The organism is Micromonospora sp. B11E3 (assembly GCF_039871625.1).
GTDB lineage: Bacteria > Actinomycetota > Actinomycetes > Mycobacteriales > Micromonosporaceae > Micromonospora.
On sequence record NZ_JBDPMC010000037.1, the window covers coordinates 47,014 to 65,452 of the forward strand.

The window sequence follows — 18,439 nt, forward strand, 5'->3', positions numbered from 1 at the left end:
CGGCCCGGTCCCAGGCGCTGATGAGCATCGGTGAGGTGCTGGCGCATCTGCGGGCGGAGTTTCCGGACGTCACGATCTCGAAGTTGCGGTTCCTGGAGGCCGAGGGGCTGGTGGAGCCGCAGCGGACGGCGGCGGGGTACCGGAAGTACAGCTGGGACGATGTGGCGCGGTTGCGGTTCGTGTTGACCGCGCAGCGGGACCAGTATCTGCCGTTGCGGGTGATCCGTGAGCAGCTTGCCGGGTGGGACGCGTCCGGTGACGGGCCGGTGTCGTCGCGGCCGACGTTGGTGGCGGTGGGTCCGGGTGGTGAGGTGCCGGGGCGGGCCGCGTCGGCGGAGCCGGCGGATTCGGCACAGGTGCGGCTGGGCCGGTCGGATCTGATCGCGCGCAGCGGGGTCGACGAGTCGACGTTGGCCGAGTTGGAGCGGCTCGGGTTGGTGGTGTCGGATCCGCCGGGTTGGTACGACGGGGATGCGTTGATCATCGCGCGGGCGGTGGCGGGGTTGGCGGCGTACGGGTTCCAGCCGCGGCATCTGCGGGGTTATCGGACGGCGGCGGATCGGGAGGTCGGTCTGTTCGCGCAGTTGGTGGCGCCGTTGGCGCGGCAGAGTGATCCGGCGGCGCGGGCGCGGGCGGCGGAGACGGCGCGGGAGTTGGTGGCGTTGTCGCAGCAGTTGCACGCGGCGTTGGTGCGGGTGGGGTTGCGGTCGACGTTGGGTCGCTGATCCTGTGTGGTGCTGCGCGGCCCGGGCGTGGGCCCGGGCCGCGTCGGTGTCTGCGGGGGCGGTGGGAAAGATCTGGGTCGGGGTGCGTGTCGTAGGCTTGCTGGGGTAACCCCTTTCTGGCGCGGGGCGTGGTGCACGTAGCGCATGGGACGTGTGTGTCGCGGTCCGTGTACCGTGCAGGAAGGGCACGGTGCGGGCGTAGGTGACAACGACACGGAGGCGGCGGTGCGCGAGCTGAGCGTGGTCGGGGTTCGGGTGGAGTTGCCCAGCAATCAGCCGATCGTCCTGCTGCGGGAGGTCGAGGGGGACCGCTATCTGCCGATCTGGATCGGCGCGGTCGAGGCGACGGCGATCGCCTACGAGCAGCAGGGGGTCAAGCCGGCCCGGCCGTTGACGCATGATCTTCTGCGGGACGTGTTGGCGGCGTTGCAGGCGCCGTTGCGGGCGGTGGAGATCACCGAGTTGAAGGAGAACGTCTTCTACGCCGATCTGTTGATCGGTGACGGGGTGCGGGTGTCGGCGCGGCCGAGCGATTCGATCGCGTTGGCGTTGCGGGTCGGGGCGCCGATTCGTTGTGCCGAGCAGGTCCTCAGTGAGGCGGGGATCGTGATCCCGGACGAGCAGGAGGACGAGGTGGAGAAGTTCCGGGAGTTCCTGGAGCAGGTGCGTCCGGAGGATTTCGCCGGCTGAGGTGCTCGGTCCGTTTCCGTTTTTTCACGTTCCGGCTTGGTCACTGTGGGTGACGGCCTGGTGGCGTTGGTGATCTTTGCTGTGGCTGCGCGGCGTGTCGCGTCCCTTCCTGCCCGGTAACCCTTCAAGGGCGCTATAGGGTTGCCGTGTCGAGGGGTGCACGTCCCGGAAACGACGTGTCACCGCACTGGCGGGGAGGTTGTCCGGATGCACGAGCCGCGAGATCCCGATCCTGGTGTGCAGCAGCAGGGGGCGGGTGGTGTGCCGGCGGGGCCGGCGACTGAGGGTGACGGTGCGGTGGGCTACCGGGGTGTGACGGCGTGCCACGCGGTGGGCATCACGTACCGGCAGTTGGACTATTGGGCGCGGACGTCGCTGGTGGTGCCGAGCGTGCGGGACGCGTCGGGTTCGGGGACGTCTCGGCTGTACTCGTTCCGCGACCTGGTGGTGTTGAAGGTCGTGAAGCGTCTGTTGGACGCCGGGGTGTCGTTGCAGAACATCCGTAAGGCGATCGAGGCGTTGCGCTCGCGTGGGGTGGCCGATCTGGCGGGCATCACGTTGATCTCGGACGGGACGACGGTGTACGAGTGCCGGTCGCCGGAGGAGGTGGTCGACCTGTTGCAGGGCGGCCAGGGCGTGTTCGGTATCGCGATCGGTGGGGCGTTCAAGGAGATCGAGGGTTCGCTGTCGCATCTGCCGGCGGAGCCTGCGGCGGTGCCGCAGGAGCCGGCGGTGGATCCGGTGGGCGACGAGTTGGCGGCGCGTCGGGCGCGTCGCCGCGCGGGCTGACGGCGGCGGTCCTCGGCGGGGACGCGCGGGCGTCTGCGCTGGTCACCGCCGGTGTCGGGTGTCCATTGTGGCGTCCCTGGCGGGATGTGTCTGTTCTGCGGGCTCCTGGGGCAAGTCGCCTTGTTGACAGTTTTTGTGTTCCCAGGAATCCTAATGGCCGGCTCGTCGCCCGGTGGAGGGTTGTCGCCGCGCGTGTCCGCACTGCGTGGGGACGGTGAGCCGGTGACGATGCGAGGAACGGCGACGACGCTGCCCGACGATCGGATTTGAAGCAGAGTGCATGCTGACAGTCATGCCACCACGACGTTGGTGGATGTCGACGGACGTCTCATGAACGGGGCCGGGTCGGGTTGCCCGGTCATGCACGCTCCTGCGCCGGCGGCGCCGCTGGTGCCGCCGCCCGGCGAGGTCCTGGCGGAGGCGGTGGAGTTCCTGCACCTGTATCACGACGAGCGGCGGTTGCCCGGGGTGGCGGCGCGGATCGCGCAGCTGCGCGAGGAGATCGCGCTGACCGGTACGTACCGGCACACCACTGAGGAGTTGGTGTACGGGGCGAAGGTGGCGTGGCGCAATTCGGTGCGCTGTGTGGGCCGGGTGCGGTGGGCGGGGTTGAAGGTCCGGGACCGCCGGACCGTGGTCACCGTGTCGGGGATCGCGCGGGAGTTGGCGCAGCATCTGGTGGCGGCGGACAACGGCGGGCGGATCCAGTCGGTGATGACGGTGTTCGCGCCGGACCGGCCGGGGGTGGGTCCGCGGGCGCGGATCTGGAACGACCAGCTGATCCGGTACTGCGGGTACCGGGCGGGCGGCGACACGGTGCTGGGTGATCCGGCGCAGGTGGCGATGACGGACGCGGCGCAGCGGCTGGGTTGGCGTCCGCCGCCGGTGTTGGGCCGGTTCGACCTGCTGCCGTGGGTGATCGAGACGGAGTACGAGGACCCGACGCTGGTGGAGGCGCCGCGGGAGCTGGTGCGGGAGGTCGCGCTGGTGCACCCGGAGCACCGGTGGTTCGAGCAGCTGCGGCTGCGCTGGCATGCCCTGCCGGTGATCAGTAACATGCGGTTGCGCATCGGTGGGGTGGACTACAGCTGCGCACCGTTCAACGGCCACTATCTGGGTGACGAGATCGGCACCCGGAACCTGGGCGACCAGGGCCGTTACGACCAGTTGCTGCCGGTGGCGCGGGGGTTGGGATTGGACACGTCCCGGGAGGACACATTGTGGCGGGAACACGCCGCCCTGGTGATCAACCAGGCGGTGCTGTACTCGTTCAAGCAGGCCGGGGTGCGGGTGTCGGATCCGCACACCGAGTCGGAGCTGTTCATGAAGTTCTGCGCGCAGGAGGAGCGGGCGGGTCGGCCGGTGCACGGTGACTGGTCGTGGCTCAACGGCAGTGTGGGGTGGGCGGCGTTGCACGCGGTGCACCACCGCTACTACGACACGCGGGTGCCGAACCTTAACCTGTGGCCGGGGGAGCGCGCGTACGGGCCGACCGGGGTGGCGCAGTTGGGTCTGCGGCAGCGGCACGTCGCGGCCCGGCTGCGGGAGGGCTGAGCCGTGGACGTCGCGGCGCTGCGGCAGAGCTGGGCCCAGTTCTCCATGGCGGGCCCGGAGGCGGCGAAGTACTTCTACGCCACGTTGTTCCTGATCGCGCCGGAGACCCGGTCGATGTTCCCGACGAACATGCAGTATCAGCAGGACAAGCTGTTGGCGGCGTTGGGGCACATCATCACGCACGTCGACGACGAGCGAGAGTTGACGGCGTTCGCGCAGCGGTTGGGCGCCGACCACCGGCGGTTCCGGGGTGAGGACCGGCAGGGCCGGTCGGTGCCGTTGGCGGAGTGGCACTACATCTGGGTCGGGCAGGCGCTGCTGTCGACGTTGGAGCGGTTCCTGGGGCCGCGGTGGACGCCGGCGTTGCGGGCGGACTGGGCGACGGCGTACGAGACGGTGGCGCGGATGATGCTGACCGGCGCGGCGGAGGCGGAGCGGACGTCGCCGCCGTACTGGGAGGCGGAGGTGCTGGCGACGCAGCGGCGGCGGGCGGACGTGTGCGTGTTCACGGTGCGCCCGAACTATCTGTGTGACTACCTGCCGGGGCAGTCGCTGCCGGTGCAGGTGCCGGCGTTGCGGACGTGGCGGTACCTGTCGCCGGCGAACGCGCCGCGTCCGGACGGGACGATGGAGTTCCACGTCCGCGCGGCGGGCCGGTTCTCCACGCACCTGGTGCGCAAGCTGCAGGTGGGTGACCAGCTGCTGCTGGGGTTGCCGGTGGGTACGGCGTTGTCGTCGTTCAACCGGTCGCCGCAGCTGCCGCTGCTGCTGGTGGCCGGCGGTACGGGTCTGGCGCCGCTGCGGGCGGTGGCCGAGGCGGTGCAGCAGGGGCCGGGGCGGCCGACGACGCTGGTGGTGGGTGGCAAGACGCCGGACGACCTGTACGACGACCGGGCGTTGCGGGAGTTGGCGGCGATGCCGCCGGCGGGGGCGTGGCAGTCCGGTGGCGGCGGCGGGTGGCTGCGGTACGTGCCGACGGTGGAGACCGGGTGGCAGTGGCAGGGTGCGGTGGGTACGGCGGCGGACGCGGCGGTGCGGTTGGGGCCGTGGCGGGACGCGGAGGTGCTGGTGTGCGGCAGCCCGGAGATGACCCAGGCGACGCTTTCCGCCCTGGCGGCCTCCGGCGTCGCGCCGGACCGGATACTCGTGGAGAGTTACGACCATTCCCTGTATCCGCCTCTGGTGAACGCGGCGGCGTCCGCGTCGCCTGACGTCACTTGGATGGGTGCCCAATGAGCACGAACCACGGCGATCTGGTCGCCGTCGACCCGCGTGGTGAGACGTCGCGGGCGTTGGCCGCGTTGGAGGCGCGCCGGTTCCGCGGCGCCCAGTGGTTGGACGCGGACGAGGTGGCGCGCGTGGCCCGCTCGGCCGACGAGCGGCTGGCGTTCCTCGGCGGTGAGCTGGACCGGCTGCGGCGGGAGAACGAGCTCCTGGCGCAGCAGGTGGAGTTGCTGCGGCACGGGGCGTTGCCGGGCGCGGCCGGGCAGCAGGGCCCGGACCCGATGGTGGTGGAGTTGGCGGTGCGGGCGCAGGACGAGGCGAACCGGACGATCGGTGAGGCCAGCGAGGAGGGCGCGGAGATCATCGCCGACGCCCGGCGGCAGGCCGACGAGATCCTCGCGGAGGCGCACCGGCGGGCCGGGGCGGTGCCCGCGCAGGCGGGTCCGGCGGGTGAGGATCTGCGGCGGCAGGTACGGGAGTTGGAGGGCCGGCACGCGGCGTTGTCGGCGGCGGTGGCGGCGGCGCAGCAGCACCTGAGCCAGTGGCAGGCGCGGCTGGCGGAGCAGGCGGAGCAGTTGCGGGCCGACGCGGTCACTGCCGGGGCGGCCAGCGCGCACCTGCGGCAGGTGCTCGGCGGGTAGCCCGCCGTCCGGCGCCGGTGCGGGCCGCCCCGGCCGGGTGGGCTCGTGGACGCGGGTGCGGCGGCGGTCGCCGCCACCGTCGGCGGTGCGGCAGCATGGACGGCGTGACCGAGACGATCGACGCCCTCGCGGGGCTGCTCGCCGCCGGCGGGGTCGTGGTGCTGTCGGGCGCCGGCCTGTCCACCGAGTCGGGCATCCCGGACTACCGGGGGCCGAGCGGTGTGGCCCGCCGGCACACCCCCATGACGTTCCAGACGTTCACCGGTGACCCGGTGGCCCGGCGGCGGTACTGGGCGCGTAGCCACCTGGGGTGGCGTGCGGTCGCCGGGGCGGCGCCGAACGCGGGGCACCGGGCGGTGGCCCGGCTGCAGCGGGCGGGGCTGGTCGACGCGGTGATCACCCAGAACGTCGACGGGCTGCATACCGCCGCGGGGTCGCCGTCGGTGGTGGAGTTGCACGGCCGGTTGGCCGAGGTGGTGTGCCTGGACTGCGGCAACCTGATCTCCCGGTGGGAGTTGGACCGGCGGCTGCGGGAGGCGAACCCGGGGTTCGCGGCCGCGGCGGCGGCGGTCAACCCGGACGGTGACGTGGATCTGCCGGACGAGACGGCTGCCGGGTTCACGACGGTCGACTGCACGTTCTGCGGCACGGGGATGCTGAAACCGGACGTGGTGTTCTTCGGGGAGGCGGTGCCGCCGGCGCGGGTGGCGCGTTGTTTCGACCTGGTGGACGAGGCCCGGTCGCTGCTGGTGCTCGGGTCGTCGTTGACGGTGCTGTCGGGGCGCCGGTTCGTGATCCGCGCGGCGCGGCGGGGTGTTCCGGTGGCGATCGTCAACCAGGGGGCGACCCGCGGTGACGGGTATGCGGCGGTGACGGTGGACGCGCCGCTGGGGGTGGTGGTGCCGGCCCTGGCCGACCGGGTCGCCGGCGAGCCGGTCGGGTCGCCGGTCTGAGCGGGCGGCAGGGGCGTCCGGGCGGGGCCGCCGGGCGCCGACCCGGACCGGCGGCGCGGCCGGCCGGGTGGCGCTGGTAGCGTGGAGTGCGCCGGTACACCCACGTGGGAGAGACCGCCCGGGTGTCGCGGGCGGCGCCGAAGGGGCAGACCCCTCCCCGGAACCTCTCAGGCAAAAGGACCTCGTGGGCAGGCACTGTGGAGCAGCCCCACGCCGTGTGGGGTGCGACTCAGGGGGAGGCCGACCTGTTCGACCTCACCCCGGAGTGTCCGCCCATGACCGCAGAGCAGTTCGCCGCCCGGCACATCGGCCCCGACCCGCAGGCGGAGCGTCGCATGCTGCAGGCCGTCGGCTACGACTCGATCGACGAGCTGATGGACGCGGCGATCCCCGAGGTGATCCGCTGGCACGGCACCCTGGGCCTGCCGGAGCCGGCCAGCGAGCACGACGCCCTGGCCGAGCTGCGGGCCCTGGCCGCCCGCAACACCGTCGCCGTGTCCATGATCGGGCTGGGATATCACGGTACGCACACCCCGGCGGTGATCCGCCGTAACGTGCTGGAGAACCCGGCCTGGTACACGGCGTACACGCCGTACCAGCCGGAGATCAGCCAGGGCCGCCTGGAGGCGCTGCTGAACTTCCAGACGATGGTGACCGATCTGACGGGGCTGGCCACGGCGAACGCGTCGATGCTCGACGAGGGCACCGCCGCGGCGGAGGCGATGACCCTGGCCCGGCGGGCGTCGAAGAGCAAGAGTCCGGTGTACGTGGTCGACGCGGACACCCTCCCGCAGACCGTGGCGGTGATCACCGGCCGGGCGGAGCCGCTGGGCATCGAGGTGCGGGTGGTCGACCTGGACGCCGACGAGTTGCCGGCGGAGTTCTTCGGCCTGCACCTGCAGTACCCGGGGGCGTCGGGGGCGGTACGCGACCACGCGGGCCTGGTCGCCGCGGCGCACGCCGTGGGGGCGCTGGTGACGGTGGCGGCGGACCTGTTGGCGTTGACGCTGCTGCGCCCGCCGGGGGAGATCGGCGTGGACATCGCCGCCGGCACCACGCAGCGGTTCGGGGTGCCGATGGGTTTCGGTGGCCCGCACGCCGGCTACCTGGCGGTGCGTGCCGGTCTGGAGCGGATGCTGCCGGGGCGTCTGGTGGGGGTGTCCCGCGACGCGGCCGGCGCCCCGGCGTACCGGTTGGCGTTGCAGACCCGGGAGCAGCACATCCGTCGGGAGAAGGCGACCAGCAACATCTGCACCGCGCAGGTGCTGCTGGCGGTGATGGCCGGCATGTACGCCGTCTACCACGGCCCGGACGGGCTGCGTGGGATCGCCGAGCGCACGCACCGGATGGCGGCGCGGCTCGCCGACGGCCTGCGTGCCGGTGGCGTTGAGGTCGTCGACGTGCCGTTCTTCGACACGATCACCGCGGTGGTGCCGGGCCGGGCCGCCGAGGTGGTGGCCGCCGCCGCGCAGCGCAACGTCAACCTGCGGCTGGTCGACGCCGACCGGGTGGGGATCTCGTGCGACGAGACCACCACCGGCGCGCACCTGAACGCGGTGTGCGCCGCGTTCGGGGTGCCGGCCGCGCACGGTGGGACGGACACCCGGCTGCCGGAGGCGTTGCGACGCACCGGTGACTTCCTCACCCACCCGGTGTTCCGCAGCCACCGGTCGGAGACGGCGATGCTGCGGTACCTGCGGCGGCTGGCCGACTTCGACTACGCCCTGGACCGGGGCATGATCCCGTTGGGGTCGTGCACGATGAAGCTGAACGCCACCACCGAGATGGAGCCGGTGAGCTGGGCGGAGTTCGCGCACATCCACCCGTTCGCCCCCGAGTCGCAGACCGCCGGCTATCGGGAGATGATCGCGCAGTTGGAGGGCTGGCTGGCGGAGGTGACCGGCTACGACGCGGTCAGCGTGCAGCCCAACGCCGGGTCGCAGGGGGAGCTGGCGGGGCTGCTGGCGATCCGCGCGTACCACCGCTCGCGGGGTGAGGGGCACCGGGACGTGTGCCTGATCCCGTCGTCGGCGCACGGCACGAACGCGGCGTCGGCGGTGATGGCGGGTATGCGGGTGGTGGTGGTCGGCTGTGACGGTGACGGCAACGTCGACCTGGTCGACCTGGACGCGAAGATCGACAAGCATCGGGGCGCGCTCGCGGCGATCATGGTGACGTATCCGTCGACGCACGGGGTGTACGAGACGGGCATCGCGTCGCTGTGCGCGAAGGTCCACGACGCGGGCGGGCAGGTGTACGTCGACGGGGCGAACCTCAACGCCCTGGTGGGGTTCGCCAAGCCGGGCCGGTTCGGGGCGGACGTGTCGCACCTGAACCTGCACAAGACGTTCTGCATTCCGCACGGCGGCGGTGGTCCGGGGGTGGGTCCGGTGGCGGTGCGCGCGCACCTGGCGCCGTTCCTGCCGGGTGACCCGGCGGGTGAGCGGGCCGAGGGCGCCGTGGCGATCTCGGCGGCGCGCTACGGGTCGGCGGGGATCCTGCCGATCCCGTGGGCGTACCTGCGGATGATGGGCGCGGCGGGGCTGACCCGGGCGACGGGGGTGGCGGTGCTGGCGGCGAACTACGTGGCGGCGCGGCTGCGGGAGCACTTCCCGGTGCTGTACGCCGGCAACAAGGGCCTGGTGGCGCACGAGTGCATCCTGGACCTGCGTCCGTTGACGAAGGCCAGCGGGGTGAGCGTGGACGACGTGGCGAAGCGGCTGATCGACTACGGTTTCCACGCGCCGACGATGTCGTTCCCGGTGGCGGGGACGCTGATGGTGGAGCCGACGGAGAGTGAGGACCTGGCCGAGCTGGACCGGTTCTGCGATGCGATGATCGCCATCCGGGGTGAAATCGACAAGGTGGCCTCGGGTGAGTGGCCGGCAGGGGACAATCCCCTGGTCAACGCCCCGCACACGGCGGCGATGGTGTCGGCCGACGAGTGGGGGCACGCCTATCCGCGGTCGGTGGGGGCGTACCCGGCGGGTGTGGATCGGGCGGGGCGGTACTGGCCGCCGGTGCGGCGTATCGACGGCGCGTACGGTGACCGGAACCTGGTGTGCTCGTGTCCGTCGCCGGAGGCGTTCGAGCTGTGACGGGCGGCGCCGGGGCGGTGCCGAGCGTGCCGCCCCGGCCGGCGCGTCGAGGCCGGCGCCGGCCGGTGTGCCCGGGTGACCGGCCCAGGCGTTGACGCTGAGTGACTGGTCAGGCGACGAGGGCGTGTCGGGCGGGGCCGCGGTGGGGGGCGATGGTGCGGCCGTCGGGGAGTAGTTCGCCGGTGTCCTCGAAGACGATGACACCATTGCAGAGTAGGCTCCAGCCCTGCTCAGGGAAGCAGGCGAGGACCCTGGCGGCTTCCCGGTCGGTGGCTTCGGCGGAGGGGCAGGTGGGTTGGTGCTGGCACATCGGGTTCTCCGGACTGTGGGGGCACTGTGTCATGGTTCACATGACCAGTGACGCACAGTACCAAGCGTTTGCGCGCAGCATCGAGCCGGTTCCCGTCATGTCGGCGGGAAATCCACTGAACGGATGATGGAGAATGGGCCAGATGGCGTGGAAGCGCTTCCACTGACGCGGGTCGACGCACCCGCCGCCCCGCACGGCTGCCGCGACCGGCTCGTCGAACGCGACCGACTCGAGTGGCGCCTCGCCGACGGCGGCGACCCCGCCGCCCTCGCCGAGGCGTTCCTGACCGGCCACGGCCTGGCCGCCGACGACCTGAGCCGCCCCGCGGCCCACCACCTCGACGGGCCGTGCGGGGCCGCCCTGTACGTCTCCGCCGCCGCCGGCGCCGTCATGGCCGCCGGCCACCCCGGCGCGCCCACCCCCGCGCCCGCCCTGCCCGACCTCGCCGTCGTCGTCTACGACCACGCCGCCACCCCGCCACCCGCCCCGCCACCCGGCGGCGAATGGTGGATCGGGCCGTGGACCCCGAGCTGGACCGACCGCCAGCACGCCGACGCCGTGGCCGCCGTCCGCGCCGCCATCGGCCGCGGCGACGTCTACCAGGTCAACCTCGTCGGCCATGCCGCCGCCCCGTACACCGGCGACCCCCGACCCGCCCTCGCCCGGCTCGCCCGACTGCCCGGCGCCCGCTACGGCGGCACCCTGCACGGCCCCGGCTGGTCCATCGGCTGCGCCTCCCCGGAGACCCTGATCGCCGTGCACGCCGGCCGGCTGGTCACCCGCCCCATCAAGGGCACCCGCCCCGCCACCGCCGCCGGCCGCCGCGACCTGCTCGCCTCCGCCAAGGAACGCGCCGAACACATCATGATCGTCGACCTGGAACGCAACGACCTCGCCCGCGTCGCGGCCACCGGCAGCGTCACCGTCGACGAACTGTTCGCCGTACGCCGCTGGTGCGACCTGTGGCAGGCCGAGTCCACCGTCTCCGCCGCCTGCGCCGACGGGCTCGGCCTGGCCGACCTGCTGCGCGCCGTCTGCCCCGGCGGGTCCGTCACCGGCGCCCCGAAACTGGCCGCCCTCGACCTCGTCGCCGCCTGCGAACCCGTCGGCCGCGGCGCCGGCATGGGCGCGCTCGGCTGGATCGGCCCCGGCCGCCTCGACCTGGGCCTGACCATCCGCACCGCCGCCGCCGACAGCCACCTGCTGCACAACTGGGCCGGCGGCGGCATCACCTGGGACAGCGACCCCGACGCCGAGGTCGCCGAGGCCGCCGCCAAGGCCCGCCCCGTACGCGCCGCCCTCGCCGGCGGCCCCACGCGGGCGCACCGATAGCCTGCTGCCATGACGATGCGGCCCATCCGGATCATCGGCGACCCGGTGCTGCGCACCGCCTGCGAGCCGGTGACCAGCTTCGACGCCGAACTGCGTGCCCTGGTCGGCGACCTCATGGACACCCTGCTCGGCGCCCCCGGGCGCGCCGGCGTCGCCGCCCCGCAGATCGGCGTGAACGCCCAGGTGTTCGTCTACGACGCCGACGGCCACCGCGGGCACATGATCAACCCGACCCTGGAGCTGTCCGACGAACTGCAGGACGACGACGAGGGCTGCCTGTCCATTCCCGGCCTGTACTTCCCGACCCCCCGCGCCCTGCACGCCACCGCCCGCGGCTTCGACCAGCACGGCGAGCCGCTGACCATCTCCGGCAGCGGATTCCTCGCCCGCGCCCTGCAACACGAGACCGACCACCTCGCCGGCCGCCTCTACGTCGACACCCTGCGCGGGGACGTGCGGCGGCGGGCGCTGCGGGAGATCCGCGCCGGCCGGTTCGACTCGCCCCGCCGACGCCCCTGACGACACGGGTGCGGCCGGTGCGCCCGGCCACCCCCGCGCCCGCTCATCCGGTCACTTCGGCGGCGGGGCCACCAGACAGGTCGCGGTCGACCGGTTCCCGGAGTCGTCCACGCCGGTGATCACCGCGTCGCCGCGCAGCGTCACCTTGTAGTCGACGTCTCCGGTGCCGTCCTTGACCCGGGACTGCCCGCCCGGCGCCTGCACCAGCTTGATCTTGGTGCCGGCGGGGAACGGCCCGAACGTCACCGACGGGTCCGCCGCGTCACCGATGTACACCTCCACGTCCGTGTCGACGACATCCGTGGCGGTCAGCTCGTAGAACCCGTCCGGGTTGTACGAGCCGGGGGTGTTGTCCCCGCTCGGGTTGTTCGTCGGCACGCACCGCGTGATCGGGGCGGTGGTGTCCACCACCCGCATCACCGCGCTGTCGCTGCCGGTGTTGCCGGCGGCGTCGGTGGCGGTGCAGGTGACCGTCGTGGCGCCCAGCGGGAACGTGCTGCCGGGCGGCGGCACGCAGGTCGGGGTCAGCGGCCCGTCGACGTTGTCGGTGGCGCTGGCCGGGTAGTCGATCACCGCGCCGGCCGGGCCGGTCGCCTCGACCGTCCGGTCGTCGACGACCACGGCCGGCGGGGTGACGTCGTTGACGCGCACGGTGATGTGCTCGACGAACTCCGGCCCGCCGGGCAGCCCGTTGAGCAGGAAGTCCACCGTGCAGTGCAGGACGGCACCCTGCGGGGCGTCCCCGGCGACCGTGATGGTCTCGGCGAACGGCACGTCCGTGCCGCTCTGCTGGGTCCGCGACGGCGCGTCGAAGCTCACCGACAGACCCGCGTCGCAGGACGTCACCGTCGGCGTGACGGTGACGTCCAGGTCCCGCAGCCCGTTCAGGATCGCCGCGGTGACCGTGTCCGGGGCGCTGTCGACCACCTGACCACCCGTGGCGGTGGCCACGGCCGTGGCCTGGCCGTCGGCGTCCAGCCCGCCACCCTCGCCGCCGACGTCGACCGCGAGCACGCGCGCGTCGTCGGCCTGCAACGCGGCGGTGGCCTGGGCGAGGGTGTGCCCGGCGCTGGGGTCGTGGCTGGGGGCGTCACCCACCAGCACCACGATCCGGCTGCTGCCCGACCGGTAGGCGATCGCGCCGTCGGAGACCTCGAACAGGGCGTTCACCCAGGCCTCCGGGAAGTCACCGCCCCCGTCGGCGAGCAGCCCGTCGACGGCGTTCTGCAGGTCGATGGCGTCGGCGGTGAGGTTCTGCCGGACCTGGAACAGCTCCGGCCCGTCGTCCTCGTCCCGGTAGGAGGCGACCGCGAACTCGGCGCCGGGCTGCGCGGTGCGGACGCTGTTGATCACCTGCTGGAGGTTGCTCCGGACGTTCTCGATCGCCGGGCCCATGCTGCCGGTCGTGTCGACCAGCAGCACCACATCCGGCTTCGGCGGGATCGCCGGGGTCGAGACCACCTTGCTGATCGGGATGGCGGTGCCCGGGTCGGCGGCCCGGTCCACCGTGCCCGGGTCGACCCCCGGGGCCGCCCAGGCGGGGGCCGCCACGGCGGTCACCATCGCGGTCACGGCGGCGACGGTCACCCCCCTGACGCGCCCGCGGGGCGCTGCTGTGAAACCCATCGTGTCTCCTTCGCGGCTGCGCCGCGCCCGCCGGCGGGCGCGGCCTCGAAGGCAGACGCTAGGGGCCGCCCGGGTCCCCGCCGGCGCGACACAAGCCCAGGTCAGCGTCGGGTTGTTGACCCGGCGTGGCGGCTGGACACGCCGGACCGGCCGACCCCCGCCATCACGCCCGGCGGTGCAGCGCGCACTCGGTGAAGTCGGCGACCCGGGTGAAACCCAGCCGCTCGTACAGGCGCACCGCCGCGGCGTTGTCCGCCCGCACGTTGAGCGTCACATGATCGACCTCGCCGCGCAGCCGGGCGCACAACGCGGCCACCGCCGCGGCGGCCAGGCCCCGGCCCCGGGCGCGCGGGTGCGTGGTGACGTTGCCCAGCGCGGCCACCCGCCAGGTGGGGGAGAACACGTGCACCCCGGCCACCGCGACCAACTCGCCGGCCTCCCGCACGCCCACGTACCGGCCGGTGTCCAGCATCCGGGCCCGGCGCCTGGGTAGCTGACCCAGCTCGCCAAATCTTTGATCTTGATGCGGCGGGCGGCGTACGGAAACGTTCGTTTCGGCCAGCTCCTCACCGACGACCGCGCCCCGCTGCGCACCCGGGTCGCCGCGGTGATCCTGCTGCTCTACACCCAGCCCGTCAGCCGGATCACCCGGCTCACCATCGACGACATCATCCGCGACGGCGACCAGGTCCTGCTGCACCTCGGCGACCCACCCTCACCGGTGCCCGAGCCGGTCGCCGCGCTGCTGCTCGAGTATCTCGGCCAGCCACCAACATGCGCACCGCCACCAACCGCGACTCGCGCTGGCTGTTCCCCGGCCGCCACGTCGACCACCCCGCCACGGCGGCGAGTTCTTCTTCGGCGACCCCGCCACTTGGGGCACGCCCGACGTGACCACGGTGATCGACACCCGCCTCTACGGTGTTGCCACCGCCTGCAGCTGGAACCGGCTGCACCCCCGCCTGACGCACCGCAACGCCTGGATCGACCAAACCGGCGACCGCCGCTCATCGAAGGCACCGTGATCCGGCTCGAGGTGAATCACCTGCCTGGCGGCGCGATCCCGAAACCGGTATGGCTGTGGTGGTCCGAAACAGCCGCGACGCCCGCCGACGTGGACCGGCTCTGGCAGGCATTCCTGCGCCGCTTCGACATCGAGCACACCTTCCGCCTGTTCAAACAGACCCTCGGCTGGACCTGCCCGAAGATCCGCACCCCACAAGCCGCCGACCGATGGACCTGGCTCATCCTGGCCGTCCAACAGCCGTCTACGCGCAGCTACGCCTGGCCCGCGGCCTGATAGCTGACCTAGCCGTCCCTGGGAGAAACCGACACCACCCGGACGCCTCTCACCCGCCCGCGTCCGGCGAGGGGTTCCGGCACCTCCGCGCGAAAACCGCATGCCTGGCCAGCGCGCCAAAAACCTTCCCGCCCAGGCCCCGGACGACCACCAGGCCGACGCAACAAACAACCCTGGCAACGCCGCCACAGCTCACTGGACATGCTCACCCCGGTTGAGTACAAAGGCTCCACCCGATCGCCCTATCCGTAGCCTGACGCCAACCAACACGGTTCCGAGAAACCCGGGAACATCACAGTCTCCATCAAACCCGGGGCTTGACAACCCTCCACCTTGGGCGCAACCGAAAACATCTGAGGCAGGAGACTACACAGAGGCGTCGGGCCGACCTGGCCGCCGACGCCGCCGAGCCGCTTCCGCGCCTCAGCCACACACCGTTACTCGGAAAGCCTCATTGTCCAGAATTCTCGCCAACCCGCACAGACTCGACATGTCAGGCCAGACCCTTGGGCACTCGCCGCGAGTTCACCCCCTGGTGATCTATTACTCTCTACCGAAAAGTTGCCTTGGCGGGTAGGTTTCGGTGCGACAGTCGGGCGCGCGGAGGCAGCGCGCACCTTCGCGAATCGAGGCTGGGTCATGTCGTATGACTTCCGGGGCATGACGTTCGTTATCACGGGTGGCACCAGAGGAATCGGCGCAAGTACCGCTCGTGCTGCCGCGCGCTACGGAGCAAACGTTGTAATCAGCGGCACGAACGAGGCGTCGGGCAAATCAGTCGAGAATGAAATCGTCAGGTCTGGGGGCCAGGCTTCATTCGTCGCCTGCGACTTGCGTGACGCGGAGCAGGTCCAGGCGCTGATGTCCAGGGCGGTGGAGTTGTACGGCGGGATTGACGTGCTACACAACAACGCTGGCATCAACGAGACGGCCTTGACCAGCGGGGTGTCGCTGGAGGACATGGCGGTCGAAACCTTCGACCATGTCCTTGGCGTGAACGTGCGCGGCGCATGGCTGTGCGCCAAGTACGCGCTGCCTCAGTTGAAGGCCAGCTGCCGCAAGCCGTCAATCATCAACACCACTTCGACCGGCTCGTTTGTGGCGTTTCCCGGCTGTATCGCCTATGGCGTGAGCAAGGGCGGACTCAGCCTCTTGACGAAGAACCTCGCCCTGGACCTCGCGAAGTACGGCATACGAGTCAATAGCATCGCCCCGGGCGTTACCGAGACCCAGATGGTGGCCGACTACATGAACGCCGCCCCCGACCCCGAGGCCCATGCGCGGGCGATGTCCGGGACACATCTGGTGCCGCGGCTCGGCCAACCCAACGAGATCGCAGAACTCGTCTGCTTCCTCGCCAGCGACAAGGCCTTGTTTGTCAACGGGGCCGAGTGGTTGATCGACGGCGGCGCGCTGGCCTGGCGGGGGAACTCGGCGTGAAACCCGGCTGACCAGCTACCCGTACGACCAGGGTCGGGTAACCCAGGAGGCGGGAGCCGGGAGGTGAATGCCCCTCCGGCTCCCGCCTCCTACCGACCGGCCCGTACATCACCAGCCTGACCCGCAGCACCTCGCTGATCCGCGGGGACTTGCGGCACCAGGCCGGCAGGACCGCCGAGGCGAACCGCCGCCGCCCACCCGTCTCGTCGACGCGCTTGTCGTTGACCCGCGGCGCGGCCACCTCGACCGCCCCCGCCTGGTCCAAGCCGGGCCGGGCGCGGGTGGTGCCGGAATACGCCCGGTCGAGGTAGATCCGTTCGGCCGGCATCCCGAGGTCGAGCAAGATCTGCCGGTTCGCTTCCAGGTCCTGCTTATCGGTGGGCGGGTGTGTCCGATCAGCACGGCACGGCCGGCAGCGTAACGGATAGCCCCCATCACCGGACAGTTCACCGGCGGGCCACGGCGGCGTCCAGGCCGGGGGACAGGCGCGCCCACAGCCGCGCCGGCAGCACCGGCGCCAACTCACCCAGCAGGCCCGCCAGCTTCCCGGTCCGCTGCGGCGCGGTCAACGCCAGCAGCGTGTCGACGCCGTGGTACAGCAGCGCCACCTCGTCGCCCTGGCGGTACCAGGACGTGTACGGCCAGAAGAAGTCGTCCAGGTCGCCCAACTGGTAGGCGTGCAGCACCGGATCCCGGCCCAGCAACTCGGCCAGGACGGCCCGGTCGTGTTCGGCGCGGACGGGCACCCGCCCATGATCACACGACGGCGGTCAGCAGCCGCCGCCACCTCCCGCCTCGGCCGGCAGGTTCTCCTGCGCCCACTGGGCCAACGCCTCCAGAGCCGGCACCAACGCCGCCCCCCGGTCGGTGAGCTGGTAACTGACCCCCACTGGCGGACCCTGGCGCACCGTACGCGAGACCAGACCCACCCGGCACAGCTCACCCAGCCGATCCGACAACACCGACTCGCTGATGCCCGGCAGCGCCCGGGCCAACTCCGCGAAACCGGCCGGCCCGCCCGCCAGGGTGCCCAGCAGTATCCCGTTCCACCGCTTACCGAGGAACGCGAAGGCCCGGGCCAGACCCGCGTCGCACGCGCGGGGGGCAGCACCCGCCTCGGGCCTACTCGTCATGGCCCCAGGATACGCGCTACGCTGACCCGGCAAGGAGCTACTAAAAAGCTAGCTGCTCCGATCAGCGGAGCAGCCGCGCGAGAACGAGGCCCCCATGAGCGACCTGATCACCCTGCACCCCGACGCGCAGGCCCAACTGTTCACCGACGCCCGCACCGCCAACACCTTCACCGACGAACCCGTCACCGACGCCCAACTGCGCGCCATCTTCGAACTCGCCAAGTACCCGCCCACCGCCGCCAACACCCAGCCCCTGCGCGTGCTGTTCATCCGCGACGGCGAACCCCGCCAGCGGCTGCTCACCCACATGGCCGAAGGCAACCGCGCCAAGACCGCCTCCGCCCCCGTCGTCGCCGTCCTCGCCGCCGACACCGACTTCCACGAGTTCATCCCCCGGATCTTCCCGATCCGCCCCGAGATGCGCGACGGCCTCGCCACCGACCCCGCCGGCCGCGAACAGATGGCCCGCTTCAACGCCGGCCTGCAGATCGGCTACTGGCTGCTCGCCGTCCGCGCCGCCGGCCTCGCCGCCGGACCCATGGGCGGCTTCGACGCCGCCGGCGTCGACAAGGAATTCTTCGCCGACAGCTCCTGGAAATCCCTGCTCGTGGTCAACATCGGCAAGCCCGGCCCCGACGCCTGGTTCCCCCGACTGCCCCGCCTCGACTACGACGACGTCGTCCGCCACGCCTGACCCGCCCGCGGCGGACCACCGGCGCGCCGCCCCGCCGCCCCGCCGGCGTACCCGCAGCCGCTCAACCGGCCCGCCACTGGTCGTAACCCAGCTTCGCCACCAACGCCGCCACCACCACCAACAGCACCACCCGCACGAAGCCGGAGCCGCGCCGCAACGCCATCCGCGCGCCCAGCGCGGCTCCGGCCACATTGCACACCGCCATCGCCGCCCCCAGCAGCCACCACACGTGCCCCGTCGCCGCGAACACCACCAACGCACCCAGGTTCGTCCCCGCGTTGACCACCTTCGCCATCGCCGACGCGTGCACGAAATCCGCCCCCACCAACGCCGTGAACGCCAACACCAGGAACGTGCCCGTACCCGGACCGATCAACCCGTCGTACAGGGCGATCCCCACCCCGGCCACCC

At 72.1% G+C, this 18,439-nt stretch carries 18 protein-coding genes, 1 pseudogene and 1 riboswitch; of the genes and pseudogenes, 13 read left to right on the top strand and 6 right to left on the bottom strand.

The window, feature by feature from the left end:
* Nucleotides 1-20: 20 nt before the first annotated feature.
* From ABGB16_RS19325 to gcvP, 8 genes are all read left to right on the top strand, one after another.
* A complete protein-coding gene (locus ABGB16_RS19325) occupies nucleotides 21-725 on the top strand; it encodes a MerR family transcriptional regulator (RefSeq protein ID WP_347669500.1) in 705 nt (234 codons plus the stop codon).
* Between the two features lie 225 nt (nucleotides 726-950).
* Nucleotides 951-1,415: a bifunctional nuclease family protein gene (locus ABGB16_RS19330; RefSeq protein ID WP_073833177.1), complete on the top strand. Its 465-nt coding sequence runs from the start codon at nucleotides 951-953 to the stop codon at nucleotides 1,413-1,415.
* A 207-nt stretch (nucleotides 1,416-1,622) separates the two neighbouring features.
* Nucleotides 1,623-2,204: a MerR family transcriptional regulator gene (locus ABGB16_RS19335; RefSeq protein ID WP_347669479.1), complete on the top strand. Its 582-nt coding sequence runs from the start codon at nucleotides 1,623-1,625 to the stop codon at nucleotides 2,202-2,204.
* Nucleotides 2,205-2,564: 360 nt separating this feature from the next.
* The gene (locus tag ABGB16_RS19340; protein ID WP_347669480.1) at nucleotides 2,565-3,758 is read left to right on the top strand and encodes a nitric oxide synthase oxygenase; all 1,194 of its coding nucleotides are present in this window, start codon (nucleotides 2,565-2,567) and stop codon (nucleotides 3,756-3,758) included.
* 3 nt (nucleotides 3,759-3,761) lie between these two features.
* The gene (locus ABGB16_RS19345) at nucleotides 3,762-4,994 is read left to right on the top strand and encodes a globin domain-containing protein (protein ID WP_347669481.1); all 1,233 of its coding nucleotides are present in this window, start codon (nucleotides 3,762-3,764) and stop codon (nucleotides 4,992-4,994) included.
* Nucleotides 4,991-5,623 (top strand): hypothetical protein, encoded by a 633-nt coding sequence (locus ABGB16_RS19350; RefSeq protein ID WP_347669482.1) that lies wholly within the window; start codon nucleotides 4,991-4,993, stop codon nucleotides 5,621-5,623. Before ABGB16_RS19345 ends, ABGB16_RS19350 begins: the two co-directional genes overlap by 4 nt.
* Before the next feature lie 95 nt (nucleotides 5,624-5,718).
* Nucleotides 5,719-6,576 carry an NAD-dependent protein deacetylase gene (locus tag ABGB16_RS19355; protein WP_347669483.1) on the top strand — a complete coding sequence of 286 codons (858 nt, stop codon included), beginning with the start codon at nucleotides 5,719-5,721 and terminating at the stop codon, nucleotides 6,574-6,576.
* Between the two features lie 95 nt (nucleotides 6,577-6,671).
* Nucleotides 6,672-6,769: riboswitch (glycine riboswitch) on the top strand.
* Nucleotides 6,770-6,851: 82 nt separating this feature from the next.
* On the top strand, nucleotides 6,852-9,674 hold the full coding sequence (gcvP, locus tag ABGB16_RS19360; protein WP_347669484.1) for an aminomethyl-transferring glycine dehydrogenase: 2,823 nt from the start codon (nucleotides 6,852-6,854) through the stop codon (nucleotides 9,672-9,674).
* A 109-nt stretch (nucleotides 9,675-9,783) separates the two neighbouring features.
* Here the strand turns inward: gcvP and ABGB16_RS19365 are convergent, their stop codons facing one another.
* The gene (locus ABGB16_RS19365) at nucleotides 9,784-9,984 is read right to left on the bottom strand and encodes a DUF5999 family protein (protein ID WP_347669485.1); all 201 of its coding nucleotides are present in this window, start codon (nucleotides 9,982-9,984) and stop codon (nucleotides 9,784-9,786) included.
* Nucleotides 9,985-10,107: 123 nt separating this feature from the next.
* Here ABGB16_RS19365 and ABGB16_RS19370 point away from each other — a divergent pair, with 123 nt between their 5' ends.
* Nucleotides 10,108-11,316: a chorismate-binding protein gene (locus ABGB16_RS19370; protein WP_347669486.1), complete on the top strand. Its 1,209-nt coding sequence runs from the start codon at nucleotides 10,108-10,110 to the stop codon at nucleotides 11,314-11,316.
* Nucleotides 11,317-11,325: 9 nt separating this feature from the next.
* Entirely contained in the window at nucleotides 11,326-11,835 is a 510-nt protein-coding gene (def, locus tag ABGB16_RS19375; RefSeq protein WP_347669487.1) for a peptide deformylase, read from the top strand.
* Between the two features lie 51 nt (nucleotides 11,836-11,886).
* Here def and ABGB16_RS19380 read toward each other — a convergent pair whose 3' ends face one another.
* Both ABGB16_RS19380 and ABGB16_RS19385 read right to left on the bottom strand, forming a co-directional pair.
* Nucleotides 11,887-13,461 carry a VWA domain-containing protein gene (locus tag ABGB16_RS19380; RefSeq protein WP_347669488.1) on the bottom strand — a complete coding sequence of 525 codons (1,575 nt, stop codon included), beginning with the start codon at nucleotides 13,459-13,461 and terminating at the stop codon, nucleotides 11,887-11,889.
* 163 nt (nucleotides 13,462-13,624) lie between these two features.
* Nucleotides 13,625-14,161, bottom strand: coding sequence for a GNAT family N-acetyltransferase (locus ABGB16_RS19385; RefSeq protein ID WP_347669489.1), 537 nt, complete (start codon nucleotides 14,159-14,161; stop codon nucleotides 13,625-13,627).
* A gap of 127 nt (nucleotides 14,162-14,288) precedes the next feature.
* Between ABGB16_RS19385 and ABGB16_RS19390 the strand changes: the two are divergent.
* Nucleotides 14,289-14,935: pseudogene (locus ABGB16_RS19390) on the top strand (transposase); the annotation flags it as partial.
* Nucleotides 14,936-15,400: 465 nt separating this feature from the next.
* Nucleotides 15,401-16,201, top strand: a complete 801-nt coding sequence (locus ABGB16_RS19395) for an SDR family oxidoreductase (RefSeq protein WP_347669490.1) — start codon at nucleotides 15,401-15,403, stop codon at nucleotides 16,199-16,201.
* A gap of 446 nt (nucleotides 16,202-16,647) precedes the next feature.
* Here ABGB16_RS19395 and ABGB16_RS19400 read toward each other — a convergent pair whose 3' ends face one another.
* Together ABGB16_RS19400 and ABGB16_RS19405 are read right to left on the bottom strand one after the other, a co-directional pair.
* Nucleotides 16,648-16,947, bottom strand: coding sequence for a hypothetical protein (locus ABGB16_RS19400; RefSeq protein ID WP_347669491.1), 300 nt, complete (start codon nucleotides 16,945-16,947; stop codon nucleotides 16,648-16,650).
* 24 nt (nucleotides 16,948-16,971) lie between these two features.
* Nucleotides 16,972-17,334, bottom strand: a complete 363-nt coding sequence (locus ABGB16_RS19405) for a helix-turn-helix domain-containing protein (RefSeq protein WP_347669492.1) — start codon at nucleotides 17,332-17,334, stop codon at nucleotides 16,972-16,974.
* Between the two features lie 94 nt (nucleotides 17,335-17,428).
* On the opposite strand from ABGB16_RS19405, the gene ABGB16_RS19410 reads away from it, so the two are divergent.
* The gene (locus ABGB16_RS19410; protein WP_347669493.1) at nucleotides 17,429-18,028 is read left to right on the top strand and encodes a malonic semialdehyde reductase; all 600 of its coding nucleotides are present in this window, start codon (nucleotides 17,429-17,431) and stop codon (nucleotides 18,026-18,028) included.
* 61 nt (nucleotides 18,029-18,089) lie between these two features.
* Here ABGB16_RS19410 and ABGB16_RS19415 read toward each other — a convergent pair.
* Nucleotides 18,090-18,439, bottom strand: a 350-nt coding sequence (locus tag ABGB16_RS19415; RefSeq protein ID WP_347669494.1) for a TSUP family transporter, incomplete at its 5' end; no start/stop codon positions are given.